This is a genomic window from Streptococcus sp. WM07 (assembly GCF_004570525.1).
In the GTDB taxonomy this organism is placed as follows: Bacteria; Bacillota; Bacilli; order Lactobacillales; family Streptococcaceae; genus Streptococcus.
In genome coordinates, this window is sequence record NZ_SPPZ01000006.1 from 19,998 (window position 1) to 40,011 (window position 20,014).

The window sequence follows — 20,014 nt, forward strand, 5'->3', positions numbered from 1 at the left end:
ACCTCCTCACGCTTGGGAACCACTATCCGATCGTCTCACACGTTCCCCATAATATTGGTAATAATCAACTCTTAGAGTTCCATTATACAATTTTCTCTTCTTATCCGCTAGGCTTCCATACTTCTCTTCGAACTGACCATCACTGGTTAAAATGAACTTACTCCAAGTTCTAAGTGGTGCAAAAGTCTCCCCCATCTCCTGGTACAAACGAGATACGCCCTCATCATCCATTAGACGCTCTCCGTAAGGCGGATTTGAGATAACCACTCCATTGATAAGATTTGTCTGAAAGTCTTGCAATCGCATTTGTTTAAAAGTTATATAGGAAAGTACACCGGCTCTTTTGGCATTTTCTCGAGCTAACTCCACCATTCTACCATCAATATCAGAAGCCATAATGCTTAGCTCTACATCATCTTGCTGAGCTGCTAACGCCGTCTCTTTTAATTGCCGCCAAAGTTCTTGATCAATCCATGGCCAGCTTTCAAAAGCAAAAGAACGACGTAAACCTGGAGCTATATTTAAAGCTTTCATAGCTGCCTCAATGACAATAGTCCCTGATCCACAAGTAGGATCTAAAAGAGGCTTATCTGGAAACCAGTTTGATAAATTCACCAAAGCTGCCGCCATATTTTCTTTCAGAGGTGCCCCTCCTTTATCTGTACGGTAGCCCCGCTTAAAGAGACTATCCCCGCTAGTGTCCAACATGATTGTCACCTGATCCTTTCGGATAGAGACCTCAATTGAAAAAACAGGACCAGATTCTGGCAAAGGAACACCATCTGGACGGGCATAAACTTTCTGCATTTTACGAACTACCGCTTTTTTGGTGATGGCCTGCACACTAGGTTCATTGTGCAACTTGGAACGTACACATCGAGCCTTAGAAACAGGAAATTGGACACCGAGAGGTAGATAGTCTTGCCAGTCAATAGCAAAGACTCCTTGATAAAGTTCTTCGAAAGTCTTTGCTGGAAACTGCCCTAACACTAATTTTACGCGATCAGCAGTCCGCAACCAAAGATTTGCTTTCATAAGCTCTTCTTGCTTTCCTTGAAAATGAACTTTTCCGTTTTCAACCTGACACTCCATCCCTAAGTCCCGAAGTTCTCGGCCAACTAAGGCCTCCAAACCTGCAGCTGCAGTTGCAACCATTTGAAATTCTTTTTTCATCTTATTCCTCTATACAAAAAGCTAGCATACGCTAGCTACCTATGTGTAATTCTCTATAAGCCATGTTCTGTTCCGGAAATAACTAGGTCTTATTTCCTTCGATAATCATCTGTCTACCGGAATACCGGTCAGGATGCTCCGTTCGGATTCCAGGCATCCCATGCCCCGACCAAAATTTGGGTTGCTAGCTTGAGGGGTTTACCGCGTTCCACTTTTTCTGTTTCCAGAAAAACTACGTCACTGTGGCACTTTCAGATCTATTCAAACATATCCAAAGACTTAGCTCTTTCGATCGCCGTAACGATTTCTCGTCCCTAGGCTTATGGATTCGCCTAGCACAAACACTACCAGCATCACAGCTGGTGCTAGCATGGACTTTCCTCATACCTGACAAGCAGATATGCGATTATCCGAAAACTACACTGTTCTCTTCGATTATAAACCTCTTTCAGCAATTTGCTTGCCGAATACTTCCTTCTCCAAACGATTCAAACGACGTAAAATATCATAATTAGACACAGACATAGCCTGTTCTTTAGGTAAGGCTGTCTGTGCATAGGACGGTTGAACTTGCGGTTGAACCTGCGCTTGAATCTGAGGCTGCTCTACTGGTTTGGCAGTATTTTTTTTCAATTTCTGATTCTCTTGCTGCAATTCCTTAACAAGAGCTGCATAGGTTTCATAGTCTTTTATAATATCATCTAAAAATTCATCAACTTCTTCTTTATTATAACCTCTTACAGCTGTCTTGAAATCTTTGTCAAAAATATCTTTCGAGGTATACTTAATACTGGCCATCTCTCTCTCCGTTCTGATTTATAAATCTAATTATATAAAATATTTGTTTCTTTTAGCAAGGGTTAGCCTTTATCTTTTGAAAAATTTTCTGCTTCTTCGTTTAATTCGTAAAAACCTAACATTTGTAAGGGGATTCCTTTTTCTTGTACAGCTTCTTTTAGATATTTTAAATTTGTTGGCTTTTCTTCATCGTAGAGTAACACTACTTCTTGGGCATGTCTCAGAAGTAAATCTTGATAAGCTTTCAACTGTCCTGGATTTTCATAATATTCATAAGCAGCGGCTACATAATCCAGCTGTTTAAACCGCATTAAGACTTCTTGATTGGCTTCATTCCAATTTTTCCCTTGATCTTTAAAGCAAAATACACACGCTATCTGAAAATCATATCCCTCTTGCCGAAGCTCCTCCAAAACATCTAAGGACCACGCATCAAAACCTAATTGTCCACGAAAAACAATATAATCAATCCCTTGGTCTAGATAACGTTGATAAGTACGTTTGAGAAGACTTTTGATAATGGGGATACGAGGATCTTTGGGAGCAAATAAACCTAAATCAAAACTAGTATATCCTGCTGCTAAGAGTGTCGCCATTTTTAACCGTCTCTCTTTCTAAAGTGTGGTATAATGGATGGGTGTAATGTTGTAAAGGAAGATATATGGTACAATACCCATCTAAGCTCGCAGGACATCATCTAGCTCATAGAAGCCAGTCGCAAGGCAAAACGAATTTTGCCAACCGTGGAATGTCCTTCGAAAAAATGCTCAACGAGACTAATTCCTATTATCTCATAAAAGGCATGGCAGTCATCCATAAAAAGCCAACTCCTGTTCAAATTGTAAAAGTTGACTATCCACAAAGGAGCCGCGCTAAAATTGTAGAAGCCTATTTTAGACAGGCTTCTACGACGGACTACTCTGGTGTTTATAAGGGTCATTACATTGATTTTGAGGCCAAAGAAACTCGACAAAAAACAGCAATGCCTCTTAAAAACTTCCATCCCCATCAAATAGAGCATATGGGACAGGTACTTGAGCAGGACGGAATTTGTTTCGCACTCTTACACTTTTCAACATTGCAAGAGACATATCTGCTACCAGCAGAAGCCCTCATTCAAAGTTTCCAAGAACATTGGAAATCCCTTCCTATAGAGTTTATTCGGGAAAAAGGTTACCTCATTACTTTAGGGGCCTTTCCCAGCGTACCCTATTTGGAAATTATTGAAGAACATTTAATAGGTGGTAATTCTAAATGAAGAATTTTTCATGGTCCAGATTGGGCAAAATGATTGCTCTCGGACTAGTCTCGCTCTTTTTAACACTTGTTGCACTTGGAGGAATCGTTTTTGCTTATTTTGCAATTACTTCTCCAACCCTTTCAGAAGAAGAGCTGATTGCAACAACTTCGTCCAAGATCTATGACAATCAAAATAACTTGATTGCGGACTTAGGATCTGAGAAGCGTGAAAATGCTTCACCAGAAGAAATTCCTGTTGAACTAGTTAATGCCATTGTTGCGATTGAAGACCACCGCTTCTTTGATCACCGTGGAATAGATTCCATTCGGATTGGCGGTGCTGCTTTAAACAATCTAGTTTCCAGTAGCCGGCAGGGTGGTTCAACTCTGACGCAACAATTAATCAAACTAACCTACTTTTCAACTGCTGCCTCAGATCAAACGCTTAGTCGTAAAGCTCGCGAAGCTTGGTTGGCTATGCAGCTAGAACAGCAGGCAACTAAGCAAGAAATTTTGACCTACTACATTAATAAGGTCTATATGTCTAATGGAAACTACGGGATGAAAACCGCAGCCCAAAGTTATTATGGTAAGGAATTAAAAGATTTGAGTCTTCCTCAATTAGCTCTATTGGCTGGTATGCCTCAAGCACCAAACCAATATGATCCTTATTCCAATCCAGAAGCTGCTTTGGAACGGCGAAATCTTGTTCTAAGTGAAATGAAAGAAATGAATTACATTTCTGCTGAACAGTACGAACAAGCGATCAATACCCCAATCACAGATGGACTTCAAAGTTTACGTCGTACAGAAAGTTATCCAGCTTATCTCGACAACTACCTCAAACAAGTTATTGAACAAGTTGAACAAGAGACTGGTAATAATCTTTTGACAACTGGTATGGAAGTGTATACCAATGTTGACATTGAAGCACAACAACAACTTTGGAACATCTACAACACATACGACTATGTTGCTTATCCAGATGACGAGATGCAAGTGGCTTCAACTATTGTCGATGTAAGCAATGGTAGAGTTGTGGCTCAATTAGGTGGACGAAATCAATCCAACAACGTTTCCTTCGGTACCAACCAAGCGGTTGAAACAAACCGTGACTTCGGTTCTTCTATGAAACCTATCACAGATTATGCACCTGCTATCGAATATGGAATTTATGATTCCACTGGTGCCTATGTCTATGATACACCTTACGATTATCCTGGTAGCAATACGCCTGTATATGACTATGACCGTCGTTTCCTCGGTACCATTACCTTGCAATATGCCATCCAAGATTCACGAAATGTCCCAGCCGTTAGAGCTTTAGAAGCTGTTGGATTAGAAGATTCCCTCAAATTTCTTAACGGTCTAGGCATCAATTATCCTGATATGGTTTACGCAAATGCTATCTCAAGTAATACAACGATCTCCGATCGTCAATATGGAGCAAGCTCTGAAAAAATGGCTGCAGCCTATGCTGCCTTTGCTAATGGTGGAACCTACTACAAACCTCAATACGTTAACCGAGTCGTTTATCAAGATGGAACTTCTCAAGATCTAACGGATAAAGGAAATCGTGCCATGTCTGAGCAAACTGCCTACATGATCACAGATATGTTAAAAACCGTTCTAACTCATAATACCGGTCGTAATGCTGCAATCGCAGGCCTCTACCAAGCTGGTAAAACTGGTACTTCAAACTATGGCGACGATGAGGTTGCTAAACTTACCCGTTCAACAGCTGGTTCTTACATTGCTGCTCCCGATGAATTATTTGTAGGCTATTCACCACAATATGCAATGGCTGTTTGGACTGGTTATAACAATCGCTTCACTCCAGTCCTTGATGATGGAATTGATGTGGCAACAAGTGTTTATCGTAATATGATGACCTTCCTCCATCCAAATGGAAATGATGACTTCCCAATGCCTAGTGGGCTATACCGCAGTGGAAGCTACATCTTCAAAAATGGTGCGGACACATCCAACGCTGCACGTGGAACAAGACAGGTACCAAATTACAATTCAAACTATGGCGAAGATGAAGAAGATGATTTTACTACTTCAAATTCTAGTTCAAACATCTTAAGTTCCTCTTCTTCAAATGATACTACAACCTCCTCATCCACTACAGTGAATGATGTATTCCCAAATCCAAATACTCTTCCTTCTTCCAACGGGAATACTGGAACAACAACCAATAGTCAAAATCAATTTGGATTTGAATAATCTGAAAAATCCCTGAGTTCTCTAACTCAGGGATTTTTCACCTTCTTTGATTATTTCCAGAAATCATCAAAAACTGTAATTGGCAAATGGCGTTTATGCTCAGATTTAAACCATAGTTCTTCAATCCTTGCTCGCACTGGATCTGCAACCACTCTACCTTCTAAGTAATCATCAATAGCTTGATAGGAAACACCAAGCGCTTGTTCGTCTGCCAAAAGAGGTTTTTCTTCTTCAAGATCAGCCGTTGGTACCTTCTCATAAAGTCGTGCTGGGGCCTTTAAAGCTTGCAAAAGCTGACGGCCTTGACGCTTATTTAAACGATACAAGGGTAGAATATCTGCCGCTCCATCGCCAAACTTAGTGAAGAAGCCCGTCAAATTTTCAGCAGCATGATCCGTCCCAATAACAGCCCCTTTCTGAGCCCCAGCAATCGCATACTGAGCCTGCATACGTGCTCTAGCTTTCACATTCCCTTTATTGAAATCGGAAATCTTTTGTCCTGCTTCTTGTAAGCTCAAAACCAAGGCATCAACACTCGCTTTAATATTGACCGTTAAGACCTGATCAGCTTGGATAAATTCTAAAGCTGCTTGAGCATCGGCTTCATCTAATTGCTGGCCATAAGGAAGACGGACTGCGATAAATTGATAGCTAGTGTCTCCAGTTTCCTCACGCAATTCCTCAATCGCCATCTGAGCCAGACACCCAGCTAGAGTAGAATCCTGACCTCCAGAAATCCCTAAAACATAGGATTTCAGGAAGGGATTCTTCAAGAGATACTCTTTCAATAAATCCATACTCCGACGGATTTCTACTTGGGGATCAATCTCTGCTTTCACCCCTAGTGCTTGGATAATCCTTTCTTGTAAAGTCATGCATCGACTCCTTCTTCTAAAGCTTGACGGCGGACCTTTTCAATCAAGTTCATCTTGTTTTCCCAAACATCACGTGCCAAATCTACCGGATAATCTTGAGGATTTAAAACCCGTTTGTACTCATCCCATAAATTGTCAAAGGCTGTACGTGCATGATGCTGGATGTCCACTAAACTAGGAGACTGATAGCTGAGCTGACCAGCATCATAAATTGTAACCAACATAGGAACAGCTTCAAAATCCCTAACCTTCTTATTAATATAAGTATAAGTTGGATGGAACATATCCAATTCCTCCAGCTGATTAACGTCTTGGTCTGCAAAGCTAATATAATCACCTTCTGACTTGCCTTTAGCCCGACTCGTAATCCTCCATACCTGCTTTTTACCTGGGGTTGATACCTTTTCCGCATTACTGGAAAGCTTGATAGTATCATGCATTTGTCCCATTTCGTCTTCAATCGAGACAATCTTATAAACTGCACCTAGAGCAGGCTGGTCATAGGCTGTAATAAGTTTCGTTCCGACCCCCCAAACATCAATTTTAGCCTTTTGCATCTTGAGATTGAGGATCGTTGTCTCATCTAAATCATTGGAGGCATAAATTTTCGCCTCAGTATAACCTGCATCATCTAGCTGTTGGCGCACTTTTTTTGAAATGTAAGCAATATCCCCTGAATCAATCCGAACTCCTAAGAAATTGATCTGATCTCCCATTTCCTTGGCTACCCGAATAGCTGCAGGAACACCTAGACGAAGCGTATCGTATGTATCAACTAAAAAAACACAGTCGCGATGGGTTTGGGCATAAGCTTTAAAAGCTTGATAATCATTGCCGTAGACTTGAACAAGTGAATGGGCATGCGTTCCAAGAACAGGAATAGCAAACCGTTTTCCAGCACGAACATTACTGGTTCCAGAAGCGCCCCCAATAAAGGCGGCTCGGGTTCCCCAAATGGCCGCATCCATTTCCTGCGCTCGCCGAGTTCCAAACTCTAATAAGGGCTCGTCTCCAATAACGGACTTAATACGAGCCGCTTTCGTTGCGATTAACGTCTGGTAATTAATAATATTAAGCAAGGCCGTTTCTACCAACTGACATTGAGCTAAAGGTCCTTCAATCTGCATTAGAGGCTCATTAGCAAAAACCAAGTCTCCCTCCTGAACAGAGCGTACCGTCAATGCTAGACGAAAATCCGCAAGGTAGCTGAGAAAATCTTCATTATAACCTTGAGCTCGGAGATAATCTAAATCAGACTCTGTAAAACGTAAATTCTCTAGATACTGAATCACCCGCTCCAAACCAGCAAAAACCGCATAACCATTTTTAAAAGGCAATTTACGGAAGTATAACTCAAACACAGACCGTTTGTTATGAATACCTTGTTCAAAGTAGACCTGCATCATATTAATTTGATACAAATCCGTGTGCAAGGTTAAGCTATCATCTGGATACATATAGACTCCTTCAAAAATACTAGTCCTATTATACCATATGACGGAAACTGGAAAAAGATAATCATTTTCTGCTTATTTTCAGAAAAAACAAAAAGACTGGAAAATCCAGCCTTCAAACTTACTGTTCTGAAATATATTTATAGACCTGCTGTCCTGCTATAGCGCCATCTCCAACTGCAGTAGTAATTTGACGAAGATCTTTTTGACGAACATCACCAATAGCATAGATACCTTCTACACTTGTTTTCATTTCCTTATCTGTTGGAATCCAACCATTTTCATCTGTGATGCCTAAATCTTTTACAAAGTCACTGACCGCGTCTAAACCAACATAAATAAAGACAGCTCCAAAAGCTTCTTCCGTCACCAAGCCAGTTTTGACATTTTCCAAAACAACACTTTGAACTTTGCGATCATCGCCTTTGATTTCCTTGACAACTGTATCCCAGATGAAACGGATTTTTTCATTAGCAAAGGCTCGATCTTGTAGAATTTTCTGAGCACGGAGCTCATCGCGACGGTGAACAATCGTCACTGTTTTTCCCATTTGTGCTAAGAACAAAGCCTCTTCCACAGCTGAGTCTCCACCACCGACTACTAGGATATCTTCACCACGGAAAAATGCTCCATCACAGACCGCACAGTAAGAAACACCGCGACTATTATACTCTGCTTCACCAGGAACTCCCAAGTGACGGTGCTCAGATCCTGTTGCCACAATAATCGTTTTGGCTTGGAAATCACCGGAATCTGTATGAATCACCTTATGATCCTCTTTATTCTCAATCGATTCAACCATTCCAAAAATATACTCCACTCCAAAGCCTTCCAATGGTTGGAACATTTGATCTGCCAATTCCGGACCAGAAATTTTGGCAAAACCTGGATAGTTTTCAATATCTGCGGTATTATTCATCTGACCTCCAGGAATCCCACGCTCTAAGAGACCAACCTTGAGATTACCCCTAGCTGCATAAAGAGCAGCTGTCATTCCAGCTGGACCAGCTCCAATAATAATCGTATCGTACATAAACTTACTCCTTAGAATTCTTCTACTGTCATTATAGACCCCTGTGTCTCCAATTTCAAGAAAAGCGACCTAGAAGACAATCAAGAGAGCCATAACTGCAAAGGAAAAAATCGGAACAACTAAACAAGAAGTAATCAGAACTTCATGTCGCATTTGCCGCCTCGTATTCCCCTTAGCCACCCCACGAACATAGAAAACCAATCCTATCAGAAAGGTAGCTGCACTTGTCAGCAATAAACTTTGAAAATAGAGAGTCAACATTTGTGCCAGCATTCTTAGACAGCCTCTTCTCTACGGTAATTCGCCAAGAAATCTTTAGTCCGTTCTTGCTTAGGATGATGAAAAATTTGATCTGATGTTCCCTCTTCGATAATTTTTCCTTTTTCTAAGAATAAAACCCGATCAGCTACTTGCTCAACAAAGGCCATATCATGACTAACCAAAATCATTGTTTGCCCGTCCTGAGCAGCCTGGCTAATCGCCTTCTCTACTTCACGAACCAACTCTGGATCCAAAGCAGAAGTCGGTTCATCTAGTAAAAGAACACTCGGTTTCATAGCCAAGGCACGAGCTAGACCAACTCGCTGTTTTTGCCCACCTGAAAGTTGTTTCGGATACTGATCAACCTTATCCGCCAATCCAACCTTAGTTAATTCCTTGAGAGCCAAATCCTTAGCCTTTGGTAGGGGCATTTTTTTTACCTGGACTAACCCTTCCATTACATTTTCCAAAACTGTCCGTCTCGAGAAAAGATTAAATTGTTGAAAGACCATCGATAAGCTCTGACGAAGAGCCAGAATATCTTCCTTACTAGCAGTTTTAACATCTAATAACTTATCATCAATTTGAATGGTTCCAGCATCCGCATTTTCCAAAAAGTTAAGGCTCCGTAGAAATGTTGACTTCCCCGCTCCTGAAGAACCAATCAGAGCAATGACTTCCCCTTGATGGATGTCTACATCTAGCTTGTCCAAGACAATCTGTTTGCCGAATTTTTTACTTAATCCTTTAATGGTAATCATCTAAGACCTCCTAATCATCACCAATTGCTAGACGACGTTCCCACCAACGACCCAACTGCTCAATCAAAATGCTGACAGCCCAATAAACAAGTGAGACTGAAATAAAGCGTTCAAAATAGCGATAATCCGCCCCACCTAAAATTTGAGCCTGGGCAAAGATTTCAACAACTCCTGCATTAAATGCCAAAGATGTCCCTTTCGTCAAACCGATTAAATTGTTAATCAAGGTCGGAAGAGCAATGACAGCTGCATTGGGGAAGACAACTCGACGATAAACTTGCTGTTCTGTCATTCCTAAACTACGTGCTGCCTCCATTTCACCAGGATCTACAGCTAAGATAGCTGCACGAATGGTCTCACTGGCATAAGCTGCCTCATTAAAAGCAAAAGCTACAACCGCAAAGACTGCTGCGGGGATTGCGTTAATATTCCAGTCTGTTCCCAAATTCTGGTTTAAAGCCTTCAAAAGAAGGGGAATCCCGTAGTAAGTCAGCATGAGTTGCACCAAAATTGGCGTTCCCCGTAAAAAACTAACAAAAACAGCTTGAATCGGGTACAAAATCCGAATCCGACGAATCTTAACCAATGCGAATAAAATCGCTAAAAACAAACCAAAAATGGATCCTGCAAGCGTTAATCCAAGAGTAATCGGGAGACGTTCTAAAATTCTTGGAAGTCCATCAAAAACCGCTCTCAAACTAAACAATTGACCATCTGGCAAACTGTTCATTAAATTTTCGTAAAAAGTTACTCCTAAGTTAGGAATCATATACTACCTCTTAATCCCTAAAAGATCTGACGCTTAGCCTTCCGTTCTGCACGGCCTTGGGCTCTGCGTTCAGCCCGTTTAGTTTTTCTTCGTTTTTCATTCACGGCCCACTGGATTTTTTTCTTATAGCCTGGTTTGATTTTCTTCTTCTTCTTTTTCACCAAGCCAATCATCTCAGTGTCCAGTTTTTCCCGTTTTTTCTCACGTTGCGCCCGACGATCTCGATCATAGGTCTCAACAAATTCACCATTCTTGATTTCTTTGGGAGTAAAGCGAATCCCCATTTTTTCCAAATCACGAATAGCAGTGTCATCCTGTGGCGAATAAAGAGTAATGGCGATGCCACCTAAACCATTCCGCCCAGTTCTTCCAACTCGGTGAATAAAGAACGATAAGTCTTGAGGAATCGCATCATTTATCACATGACTAACCCCTTCAATATCAATTCCACGTGCTGCAAGATCTGTGGCTACCACAAAAGTATAATCCAGATTTTTAATCTGATTCATCGTCCGTTTCCGTTCACGGGCTGGGATATCCCCGTGGATACGTGCAACTTTTAATCCTTGCTCCTGTAAATACAGATAGAGCTCTTCTGCCCGTCCCTTAGTATTGACAAAAATCATGGCCAAATAGGGTTGCATCATCTGAGACATTTGATAAATTAGGGCATTCCGATCACGTCCTTTAGTCGAAACCAACCAATTATCGATTGTATCTGAGATAACCGTCTTGGTAGCAATTTTCTCCATGACAGGCTGCTGTAGATACTTCTTGAGGAAAGGTTGGAGTTTTTGTGGGATAGTTGCTGAGAAGACTAAAATCTGAACATCTTTTGGTAATCGTGAAGCAATACGATCCACTGTCTCCAAGAATCCCATGTCCAAGGTCATATCGGCCTCATCCACAACCAAAGTCTTCGTTTTATGAATATCCAAATCACCGCTTGCCACCAAATCATAGATCCGACCTGGTGTCCCGATTACGATGTGCGGCTGACTCTTCGTAAGACGCTCAATCTGACGTACCTTATCCGTCCCGCCCACATAATTTGCTAAACGTACAGAAAAGGGTGCGTGGCTCGCCAGCTGCTTACAGGCTTGGTAAATTTGCTCAGCCAACTCTCGACTTGGTGCCGTGATAACCGCCTGAGTAACATCTGAATCCTCTAATTGCTGAAAAATCGGTAATAAGAAGGTGTGGGTTTTACCCGAACCAGTCTTGGATTCTCCAACCAAATCCTTTCCACTTAAAACAACCGGAATTAATTTTTCCTGAACTTCTGTCGGTTGGTGGAAATTGATTTCCTTCAGGGCTTGCTGAAGAAAGTCCTTTAATTGAAAATCAGTAAATTTCATGCGTCACTTCCTTTTCTAACTTCCTTTCATTATACCATATTGGAAAAAGGAAAAAAGGTTGGGGAATCCAACCTTGATCATTTAGAGATATAAAAGGGCTAGAGTTATCAAGGACATGACAAATCCAATCCCCCATAAGAAGAAATCTACCTTCCATTCCGACCAAGCGGAACCACGGCCGGTCAATCCACCCAATTCCAAATGGTGGTGAAAAGGAGTCATTCGGAAAATACGACGGCCTTCACCATATTTTTTACGAGTGTATTTGAAGTAGGCTACCTGCAACATAACGGATGTAGTTTCAATGACATAAACCAAGCCGATTAATAAGAGAGTCCATTCCTGATGGAGAGCCATCGAAATGGTTGCTAGCATACCTCCAAGTGCCAAACTTCCAACATCCCCCATAAAGACCTTAGCAGGCTTCCGATTATAAAGGAAGAAACCAAGTAGAGCACCAATCATACTAGCAATTACCAAAAGAATGTCCCATTGTCTTTGCATAAACGCAATAACACCATAGGCTACAAGCGAAATCACAACTGAGATACTTGACAAACCATCAATCCCATCCGTCAAATTCACTGCATTGGAAAATCCAACTAGCCAGAAAAGGACAAAGAAAAGGTAGAGAAAACCTAAGGGCAAAAGATATCCAAAGATATTCAAAGTCCCCGTATTATTATCCGCAAACAAGAAGAAGAGGAAACCTCCTAGTAATTGTAAAATTAACTTCTGCCGTGGATTTAGCCCCTCATTAATTCGACGAAAAACCTTCAGGAAATCATCCAAAAAACCAACCGTGCCATACAATACTAGGATCAGCAAAATCATCCCAGCGCTAGCGGTCCAGTTCCCAGACCAAATTAGACTCAACAAGGCTACAAGACTACCTACCAAAAGAAAAACAATCCCTCCCATGGTAGGCGTTCCAGCCTTGGCTTGGTGTTGCTTCACATCTTCATGCATCTGTTGACCAGAAATCTTAGCCTTATTATAGGTTTGAATGAAAATGGGCATCAATAGAACTGTCAGCACAAAGGAAATGACACTGACAAAAATTACGCTATTCATATTAGTCTCCCAGGGTTACTTTTATTTTTTTGATTTTCTTTAATGATGTATTCGGATCCACATTCTGACTGACAACATGACTGCCCGAACCACGAATGTCCATTTCGATATCCATCCACTTGCCAAATTGTTTAATCATCTGCTTATTCCAACCATAGAAATCTGGAACTTCTTCAAAGCTATTAGTAAGAATCAACACTTGTTGATTGGCTTTCAACTTGTCTCCAGCATTAGCAGAAACTTTACGAATAGAGGTTCCTGTCCCCAATATAATCGGTTGTACCACACTTTGACGTAGAACATCCGCTAGATTCCCCGGAGATATTTCGGAAGTATTCGGCATCTTATAGGCCAACTCTTTCGACACATCGTCCAAAATTGGACTTGGCTCTACCAAATTGAGAGTATCTTTCATTGCTAGGGCTTCTTCTAAAACAGGATTAACAATATCACGCCACATCAACGGATCGAAATGTTCAGGTTGTGCCGTCGCTACATACATAATAAAATCTGGATCCTCTGCTGAAGACATGGCTACAACGGAGTTCATATAAGTCCCCTCCAAATAACCCGTTCCATCTTCTTTAGCAATCTCCGCAGTACCAGACTTCACCGCTACATCCTTACCGCCTGCACGAATGATGGGGCCTTGTAGACTTAGATCAGAGGACCACTTATCATAAAGTGTTCCATAAAAGGGATCAGAACCAACCGTGACCATATATTCCCTGGTCTCTCGAGCCGCCTTTTCAGAAACAGGATTTCCCATAATTTCTAGACTCGCTTTTCGTGCTGCATCTTCTTTTTGATCATAGATAGCCGAAATAAATTTAGGTTGAATCATGACACCATCATTAGCAATGGCAGTAAAGGCTCTAAGCAACTGAATCTGCGTAACGGAAATCCCCTGTCCAAAGGATGACATAGCGATGGAAACAAGGTTATCCGCCGGTAACAAACCTGACGATTCATTTCCCATTCCAAAGCGAGTTGGTACTCCAAATCGGAATTTAGAAAGGTAATTCAACCACTTGTCATCCCCCATTTTTTGTTCTAATAAGGTCATCCCAACGTTTGAAGAATAGGCAAAACCTTGGGCAAAACTCATAACCTGACCAGAAGAAGTACCATTATTGACAGACCAGTCCCGAATGGTCGCATCGATAACCTTCAACTGAGTATTATCAAAAAGCTCATTAGGTGGGAAAGTGTTATTATCAATCGCTGAAGCTAGAGTCATGACTTTTAAAGTCGAACCCGGCTCATAGTTACTTTGATAGAGGGAGGAAGACCAAGTGAAATCTTCATCATCCAAACCTTCTTTCGTATCTGGATTAAAGGTTGGACGTTGCGTATGGGCTAGTATTTCTCCTGTTTTAGCAGACACAAGTGTGGCAGTCGACCACTTACCTTGCGTTTTTTCCTGAAAGGCATCCATCTTTGTTTCTAGATAGGTTTGTAAGTTAGCAGATAGGGTTGTGTAAACATCTTGACCATCTATACGCTTACTCTCTACTTTCTCAGTTCCAGGAATCACACTGCCTTGTCGATTCTTTTCATAAGTAATGACACCATCGGTTCCAGCGAGGATACTGTTCATAGAGGCTTCCAAACCGGTATTTCCTACAAGTGTCTTACTTCCATCTTCATGCTCTGTTAATTGAGCTAAGCCAATAAATTGAGAAGCAAAGTTACCATTTGGATAACTACGACTGGGACTTGTGGAAAAATCAATTCCCTTAATACCCGCTTTCTCAGCTGCATCTTTAATTTCCGTCATAGTGCCATAGGAAAGATTATTTCCTTTAGTTCCAAACGATACTTGACGCAAGTCCTTTTGTCCCAACTGTTTGAATACATAATCTGGCTCCATATCCAGATATTCTTTGAACAATTCAGCTACCTGAGCAAATTGATCAGAATCCACATACAATTTCTCACCTTTTGCCGAAACGTATTCCTTGTCAATAACAGCAAACACATTGTAGGTAGTTGAATCTTCTGCAATAGGAATGCCATTACGATCATAAATGGTTCCACGTTTTGCGGGATTTACACGAATTTCTTGATGGACTCGTTTAGCTGCTTCAGACAAGTCTACTCCAAACTTGGTATCTGTACCGATAATGACAGCAAAGTTTATCAAAAAGACAAAAAAGAGAAAGACAGTTAAGACACTTAGCTGCTTTCCGACCTTTTGCCGATTCTCACTAGGTGATTTACGTCCCTTCAAAACAAAGTGACGAATTCGTTGCCAAAAACGTTTCATGGTTTTTCCGCCGTTACTAAATTATCATTTTTCACAGTCATCCCTTGCTCCTCCGCTATCTTCCGGAAACGATCCTGACGACTTAATTCATTAATCTGTTGCTTAACTTCAGTAATTTCCGTTTCCTTGGTCTCAACTTGTGCATTTAAATGAGCCAAATCTCGCTCCACCTGAAGCATCTGGGTCTGTAAAAAAATCGTTGCAATAGCGACAATCACTGTCGTCGCTACAATTGTTCCATAAAAAATTTTTTCTAGACTGGTTAAGGGACGTCTCAGTATCCCAATATTTCTAGCTTCTTGGGCCATAAAGAGCTCCTTATTTTATTCTTTCTAATACACGCAATTTCGCTGAGTGAGCCCGGTTATTAACTTCCAATTCCTCTTGACTTGGAAGAATCGGCTTACGATTCACCAGATGATAGTCTGCTTCCATTTGTTCCGGTAAAAGTGGAATGCCTTTGGGAATTTCAATGGTTGAAGCCTCTTTGAACAAGACCTTCGTCAAACGATCTTCTAATGAATGAAAGGTAATAACCGAAATACGTCCACCCGGTTTGAGGAGTTCCATGGCTTGTTGAAGAGAGACTTCCGCTGCCCCTAACTCATCGTTCACCTCTATCCGAATAGCCTGAAAAATCTGCTTGGCAGGATGCCCTTTTTTCTTAAGTTCCTTTGCCGGCTTGGCAGATTTAATCATATCCGCTAATTGCGTAGTCGTATCGATTGGTGCTAATTTCCGCGCACTTTCGATTTTACGAGCCACTTGTTTTGAAAATTTATCTTCCCCATATTTAAAGAAGATGCGCACCAAGTCCTCATACGCGTAAGTATTCACCACTTGATGGGCGGTCAAAGCCGCTGACTGATCCATCCGCATATCTAAAGGAGCGTCCTGCTTATAGGAAAAACCACGAGAACGCTGATCCAATTGAGGACTGGAGACTCCTAAGTCATAACAAATTCCATCAATGGCTGTCACTCCCTGACGGGCTAATGCTGTTTGCAAATTCCTAAAATTATCCTGAATAAAAGTAACCATTCCTCGCTCTACATAGGGAGCCAGCCGGACTTTCGCATGAGCAATCGCCTCTTCGTCCTGATCAAAGGCATACAAATGCCCCTCATCACTCAATTGTGACAAAAGGTATTCACTATGACCAGCACCGCCTAGGGTAGCGTCCACATAGACACCGTCAGCCTTGATGTTTAAGGAATCAATTGTTTCCTTTAATAAAACTGTTACATGATGGAATTCTTTTTTCATATCCAAATCATTATACCCTAAAGCCCGACCTTTTTCAAAAATCACCCTTCAAGGACTCCATTTTACTTGCTTCACCTTTACAAAAATATGGTAGAATAAACACATCATTTCAAAAGGATTGTCGAGTCTATGTTTCATTTTTTATCCAAGCAACCTCCTGCCCGGCGAATTTTTATAAGTTTTGCTCTGGTCAGTTTTCTTGGGTCGCTTGCCTTGAGCCTGCCTTTTGCTCAGACTCCAACATCTTTAGCAACTTATTTTGACCATCTCTTCATGGCAGTTTCCATGGTCTGTGTTACTGGTCTTTCAGTTGTTCCTCTTTCAGAAACCTACAACATTTGGGGACAGCTGATCGCTTTGATTCTGATTCAAATTGGTGGACTTGGGTTTATTACCTTTATTGGACTGTTTTATCTACGATTCCAACAAAAATTAAGTTTTTCAAATCGAGCAGCTATTCAAGAAAGCACCAACTATACCCAACCAAAATCCCTGAAAAATTTTCTCAAATCCGTTTTTTTGATTACATTTCTAATTGAGGGAGTGGGAGCCTTCCTTTTAAGTTTTCGTTTCGTACCTCTATTAGGATGGTCCGACGGGCTCTTCACCTCCATTTTTCTCTCAGTTTCGGCCTTTTGTAATGCAGGTTTTGATAATTTAGGACGGTCTAGTTTAATTCAATACCAGACAGATCCTTTGGTTATCTTAACCATCTCATTACTCATTATAACGGGAGGCTTAGGGTTCTCCGTTTGGTTTGACCTCCAGACCAATTTATCAGAAAAGCACCCTCTCAAACGGCTTCGTTTTCACACGAAAGTCGTTCTTGGTGCTTCTGGTTTCTTACTGGCATTCGGAACTCTTTCAACCCTAATAACGGAATATCACAATCCAGCTACCTTAGGAGACTTGAATTTTTGGGATAGCTTCCTCGTTGCCTTTTTCCAAAGTGTAACTGTTCGAACAGCGGGTTTTTCAACCGTTGACTTCACCCAGATGCGACCAGCAAGTATTATTTTCCTTGTCCATCAAATGTTTATCGGAGGGGCACCTGGGGGAACTGCGGGAGGACTAAAGGTTACAACTTTCTTGGTTTTATTAGCCTATGCCCGAGCTGAGATTCTCGGACTTCCCCATGTCAATCTTTGGAAACGAAGCGTGTCTCCAAAGACTGTTCAAAAGTCTTTCACCATTCTAATGGTCTACTTTGTTTCCCTCATGTCTAGTCTAGCCCTCCTATCTTATTTTGATGGTGATAGCCATCGTTTCCTCTATGTCATGATGGAGGCTGTTTCTGCACTATCTACCGTCGGGGTTAGCGCTAATCTAACGTCGACTTTGAATAATGCCTGTCTAACCATCATCATGTTGCTCATGTTTATGGGCCGCATCGGTCCGCTCACCCTTTTAATTTCTTTCGCGGATCGGAAACCTAGCCGAAAATCAACTCTAAAATATGCCAAGGCCAATCTTTTGGTTGGCTAGAAAGGAATTGTATGGCCAAACCTACTATCGGCGTTCTAGGACTTGGGGTCTTTGGATGCAGTATTGTCAATACCCTCAGTAAATTTGACTGTGATATTATTGCCGTTGATGACCATGAAGATGCCATTAACCACGTCGAACCCCTGCTCACACATGGGGTTGTCGGTGATTTTACCGATTTCGACCTTTTACAAGCTGCTGGTATCGATACTTGTGACACAGTCGTCGTAGCTACCGGACAACATTTGGAATCCAGTGTTCTTGCGGTTATGCACTGTAAGACACTCGGAGTTGAAAAAGTAATCGCTAAAGTCAAAAGCAAAACCACGCGCCAAGTTCTCGAAAAAATTGGTGCCGATCGTGTTATTTCTCCTGAAAGAGAAACCGGTGTATCCCTGGCCAAACACATCCTGCACAGGGATACCACCGATATTATTCAATTGGATAAAGATGTCTCTATCATTGAATTTTACCCTCCTAAACGGTGGATTGGAAAATCTTTGGCTGACCTGGAATTACGCAAACATTTCCAACTCAACATTATCGGCTTTCGGGAACATCAAGAAAGTGACCTAAACATCCATCTCACTCCCCGCTATATCTTTAAGGAAAGAGAATTACTCATGGCCGTTACTGAAAGTAAGATTGTCGATAATTTCGAAAAGATTATTAATCTCCTTTAATCTAAAAGAAGTCACTCAAAATCCTATGATTCTGAGTGACTTCTTTTTCTTTACTAAAAATCAACCTGGTCAGGATCCATCTGTCCTTTCACTCCTTGAAGTTGATCCAATACCTCAACTGCCTGAGAGGAGATACTCAAACTCTCAATTGCTAAATTAGCTTGAATATTTTCCGGACTCGTCGATTTCGGTAGGGGAAGAAAGCCCTTATCTAATGACCAAGCCAAGGCTAACTGAGCTAGGGTTAGACCGGCTTCACGCGCCAAGCGTCCTGCTTCCTCATTCTCAAACAGGGTTCCTGTTCCAAAAGGACTATAAGCTTCCAGCAGAATATCCTTAGACTGACAATAAGTAACCAAATTCTTTTGAGGTGTTCCTGGTGCTAACATAATCTGATTAACATGAGGTCGAATCTCTGCCGTCTCCATCAACGCCTCTAAATGATGAATCATAAAATTCGACACACCAATCGCCTTAACTTTCCCTTCTCGATATAATGACTCCAATGCACGATAAACAGCAGCATTTCGTTCTTGCCATGGTAAGCGATCGCGACTAGCAACTGGATTCGGCCAATGGATAAGGACTAGATCCAAGTAATCAACACCTAATTTTTCCATCGATTCAATAACTGATGCACGGCTATCTTCAAACCCAATTTTGTCGTTCCAAATCTTAGTAGTTAGAAAAATATCCTTGCGCTCAAGTCCACTTTGAGCAATCGCTCGCCCAACACTAGCTTCATTTCCATAAATCTGAGCTGTATCGATATGCCGATAACCTGCTCCTAGCGCATAAGATACTGACTGAAAAGCCAATTCCCCTTCTGGAATCTGCCAGGTTCCAAAACCAATCTTCGGAATCGTCAAACCATTTGCCAGAGTATACACTTCCATCTTCAGTCCTCCTTTGTTTTCCTATATCCACTATAGCAAAATCTAATACTCATTCAGAATCAAAATTAGCAGATATCCATTCTCTATGGACAATCGATCGTAAGCGAGTAGTTGATAAGCTTTGGATAACTTCTTGCAACTGATCAATGACGTCATTCAATGATTTAAATGCTTTGTTCTTAAATCCTAATTTCCGAATCTCTGCCCAAACTTGTTCAATCGGATTCATCTCTGGTGTATAAGGTGGAATAAATGTAAATTCAATATTGCTAGGAATATCCAATGTCTGTGATTTATGCCAAACCGCATTATCCATCACCAAAATAATATAGTCGTTAGGGTAAGCTTCTGACAGTTGTCGTAAAAATTCATTCATCCAAGCCGTATTACA

Annotated in this window: 20 protein-coding genes and 1 other RNA gene; 4 read left to right on the top strand and 17 right to left on the bottom strand. The window is 41.3% G+C overall.

The features are described from left to right. Positions 1 to 6: 6 nt before the first annotated feature. The 4 genes from E4T71_RS01710 to E4T71_RS01725 form a co-directional block, all read right to left on the bottom strand. Positions 7 to 1,173 (bottom strand): class I SAM-dependent RNA methyltransferase, encoded by a 1,167-nt coding sequence (locus E4T71_RS01710; protein WP_135035934.1) that lies wholly within the window; start codon positions 1,171 to 1,173, stop codon positions 7 to 9. Positions 1,174 to 1,224: 51 nt separating this feature from the next. After that, positions 1,225 to 1,591, bottom strand: an RNA gene (rnpB, locus tag E4T71_RS01715) — RNase P RNA component class B. A 17-nt stretch (positions 1,592 to 1,608) separates the two neighbouring features. Continuing rightward, complete coding sequence (gene gpsB / locus E4T71_RS01720) at positions 1,609 to 1,971, bottom strand: cell division regulator GpsB (protein ID WP_135035937.1); 363 nt, start codon at positions 1,969 to 1,971, stop codon at positions 1,609 to 1,611. Positions 1,972 to 2,033: 62 nt separating this feature from the next. Then, on the bottom strand, positions 2,034 to 2,567 hold the full coding sequence (locus E4T71_RS01725; RefSeq protein WP_135035940.1) for an SLOG family protein: 534 nt from the start codon (positions 2,565 to 2,567) through the stop codon (positions 2,034 to 2,036). A 65-nt stretch (positions 2,568 to 2,632) separates the two neighbouring features. Here E4T71_RS01725 and recU point away from each other — a divergent pair, with 65 nt between their 5' ends. Both recU and pbp1a read left to right on the top strand, forming a co-directional pair. Then, on the top strand, positions 2,633 to 3,229 hold the full coding sequence (gene recU / locus E4T71_RS01730) for a Holliday junction resolvase RecU (protein WP_135035943.1): 597 nt from the start codon (positions 2,633 to 2,635) through the stop codon (positions 3,227 to 3,229). Then, positions 3,226 to 5,439 carry a penicillin-binding protein PBP1A gene (gene pbp1a, locus E4T71_RS01735; protein WP_135035946.1) on the top strand — a complete coding sequence of 738 codons (2,214 nt, stop codon included), beginning with the start codon at positions 3,226 to 3,228 and terminating at the stop codon, positions 5,437 to 5,439. Before recU ends, pbp1a begins: the two co-directional genes overlap by 4 nt. Positions 5,440 to 5,489: 50 nt before the next feature. Here pbp1a and nadE read toward each other — a convergent pair whose 3' ends face one another. From nadE to rsmH, 11 genes are all read right to left on the bottom strand, one after another. Further along, complete coding sequence (nadE, locus tag E4T71_RS01740; RefSeq protein ID WP_135035949.1) at positions 5,490 to 6,314, bottom strand: ammonia-dependent NAD(+) synthetase; 825 nt, start codon at positions 6,312 to 6,314, stop codon at positions 5,490 to 5,492. Beyond that, positions 6,311 to 7,771 (bottom strand): nicotinate phosphoribosyltransferase, encoded by a 1,461-nt coding sequence (locus tag E4T71_RS01745; protein ID WP_135035952.1) that lies wholly within the window; start codon positions 7,769 to 7,771, stop codon positions 6,311 to 6,313. The genes nadE and E4T71_RS01745 overlap by 4 nt, the downstream gene beginning before the upstream one ends. A 118-nt stretch (positions 7,772 to 7,889) precedes the next feature. Next, on the bottom strand, positions 7,890 to 8,801 hold the full coding sequence (gene trxB, locus E4T71_RS01750) for a thioredoxin-disulfide reductase (RefSeq protein ID WP_135035955.1): 912 nt from the start codon (positions 8,799 to 8,801) through the stop codon (positions 7,890 to 7,892). 69 nt (positions 8,802 to 8,870) lie between these two features. Next, positions 8,871 to 9,074 carry a DUF4059 family protein gene (locus E4T71_RS01755; protein WP_135035958.1) on the bottom strand — a complete coding sequence of 68 codons (204 nt, stop codon included), beginning with the start codon at positions 9,072 to 9,074 and terminating at the stop codon, positions 8,871 to 8,873. 2 nt (positions 9,075 to 9,076) lie between these two features. Beyond that, positions 9,077 to 9,823, bottom strand: coding sequence for an amino acid ABC transporter ATP-binding protein (locus E4T71_RS01760; RefSeq protein ID WP_135035961.1), 747 nt, complete (start codon positions 9,821 to 9,823; stop codon positions 9,077 to 9,079). Between the two features lie 10 nt (positions 9,824 to 9,833). Further along, the gene (locus tag E4T71_RS01765) at positions 9,834 to 10,592 is read right to left on the bottom strand and encodes an amino acid ABC transporter permease (RefSeq protein ID WP_135035964.1); all 759 of its coding nucleotides are present in this window, start codon (positions 10,590 to 10,592) and stop codon (positions 9,834 to 9,836) included. A 17-nt stretch (positions 10,593 to 10,609) separates the two neighbouring features. Continuing rightward, positions 10,610 to 11,950, bottom strand: coding sequence for a DEAD/DEAH box helicase (locus E4T71_RS01770; RefSeq protein WP_135035967.1), 1,341 nt, complete (start codon positions 11,948 to 11,950; stop codon positions 10,610 to 10,612). A gap of 81 nt (positions 11,951 to 12,031) precedes the next feature. After that, entirely contained in the window at positions 12,032 to 13,024 is a 993-nt protein-coding gene (mraY, locus tag E4T71_RS01775; protein ID WP_135035969.1) for a phospho-N-acetylmuramoyl-pentapeptide-transferase, read from the bottom strand. 1 nt (position 13,025) lies between these two features. Further along, complete coding sequence (gene pbp2X / locus E4T71_RS01780; protein WP_135035972.1) at positions 13,026 to 15,293, bottom strand: penicillin-binding protein PBP2X; 2,268 nt, start codon at positions 15,291 to 15,293, stop codon at positions 13,026 to 13,028. After that, on the bottom strand, positions 15,290 to 15,601 hold the full coding sequence (ftsL, locus tag E4T71_RS01785; protein ID WP_135035975.1) for a cell division protein FtsL: 312 nt from the start codon (positions 15,599 to 15,601) through the stop codon (positions 15,290 to 15,292). The genes pbp2X and ftsL overlap by 4 nt, the downstream gene beginning before the upstream one ends. Positions 15,602 to 15,611: 10 nt before the next feature. Further along, positions 15,612 to 16,559: a 16S rRNA (cytosine(1402)-N(4))-methyltransferase RsmH gene (gene rsmH, locus E4T71_RS01790; protein ID WP_135035990.1), complete on the bottom strand. Its 948-nt coding sequence runs from the start codon at positions 16,557 to 16,559 to the stop codon at positions 15,612 to 15,614. 129 nt (positions 16,560 to 16,688) lie between these two features. Here rsmH and E4T71_RS01795 point away from each other — a divergent pair, with 129 nt between their 5' ends. Both E4T71_RS01795 and E4T71_RS01800 read left to right on the top strand, forming a co-directional pair. Further along, the gene (locus E4T71_RS01795) at positions 16,689 to 18,044 is read left to right on the top strand and encodes a TrkH family potassium uptake protein (protein ID WP_135035978.1); all 1,356 of its coding nucleotides are present in this window, start codon (positions 16,689 to 16,691) and stop codon (positions 18,042 to 18,044) included. Between the two features lie 11 nt (positions 18,045 to 18,055). Further along, positions 18,056 to 18,727 carry a TrkA family potassium uptake protein gene (locus E4T71_RS01800; protein WP_135035981.1) on the top strand — a complete coding sequence of 224 codons (672 nt, stop codon included), beginning with the start codon at positions 18,056 to 18,058 and terminating at the stop codon, positions 18,725 to 18,727. A 53-nt stretch (positions 18,728 to 18,780) separates the two neighbouring features. On the opposite strand, the gene E4T71_RS01805 is transcribed toward E4T71_RS01800, so the two are convergent. Further along, on the bottom strand, positions 18,781 to 19,623 hold the full coding sequence (locus tag E4T71_RS01805; RefSeq protein WP_135035984.1) for an aldo/keto reductase: 843 nt from the start codon (positions 19,621 to 19,623) through the stop codon (positions 18,781 to 18,783). A gap of 49 nt (positions 19,624 to 19,672) precedes the next feature. After that, a partial coding sequence (locus tag E4T71_RS01810; RefSeq protein ID WP_194181234.1) for a transposase occupies positions 19,673 to 20,014 on the bottom strand: 342 nt, incomplete at its 5' end.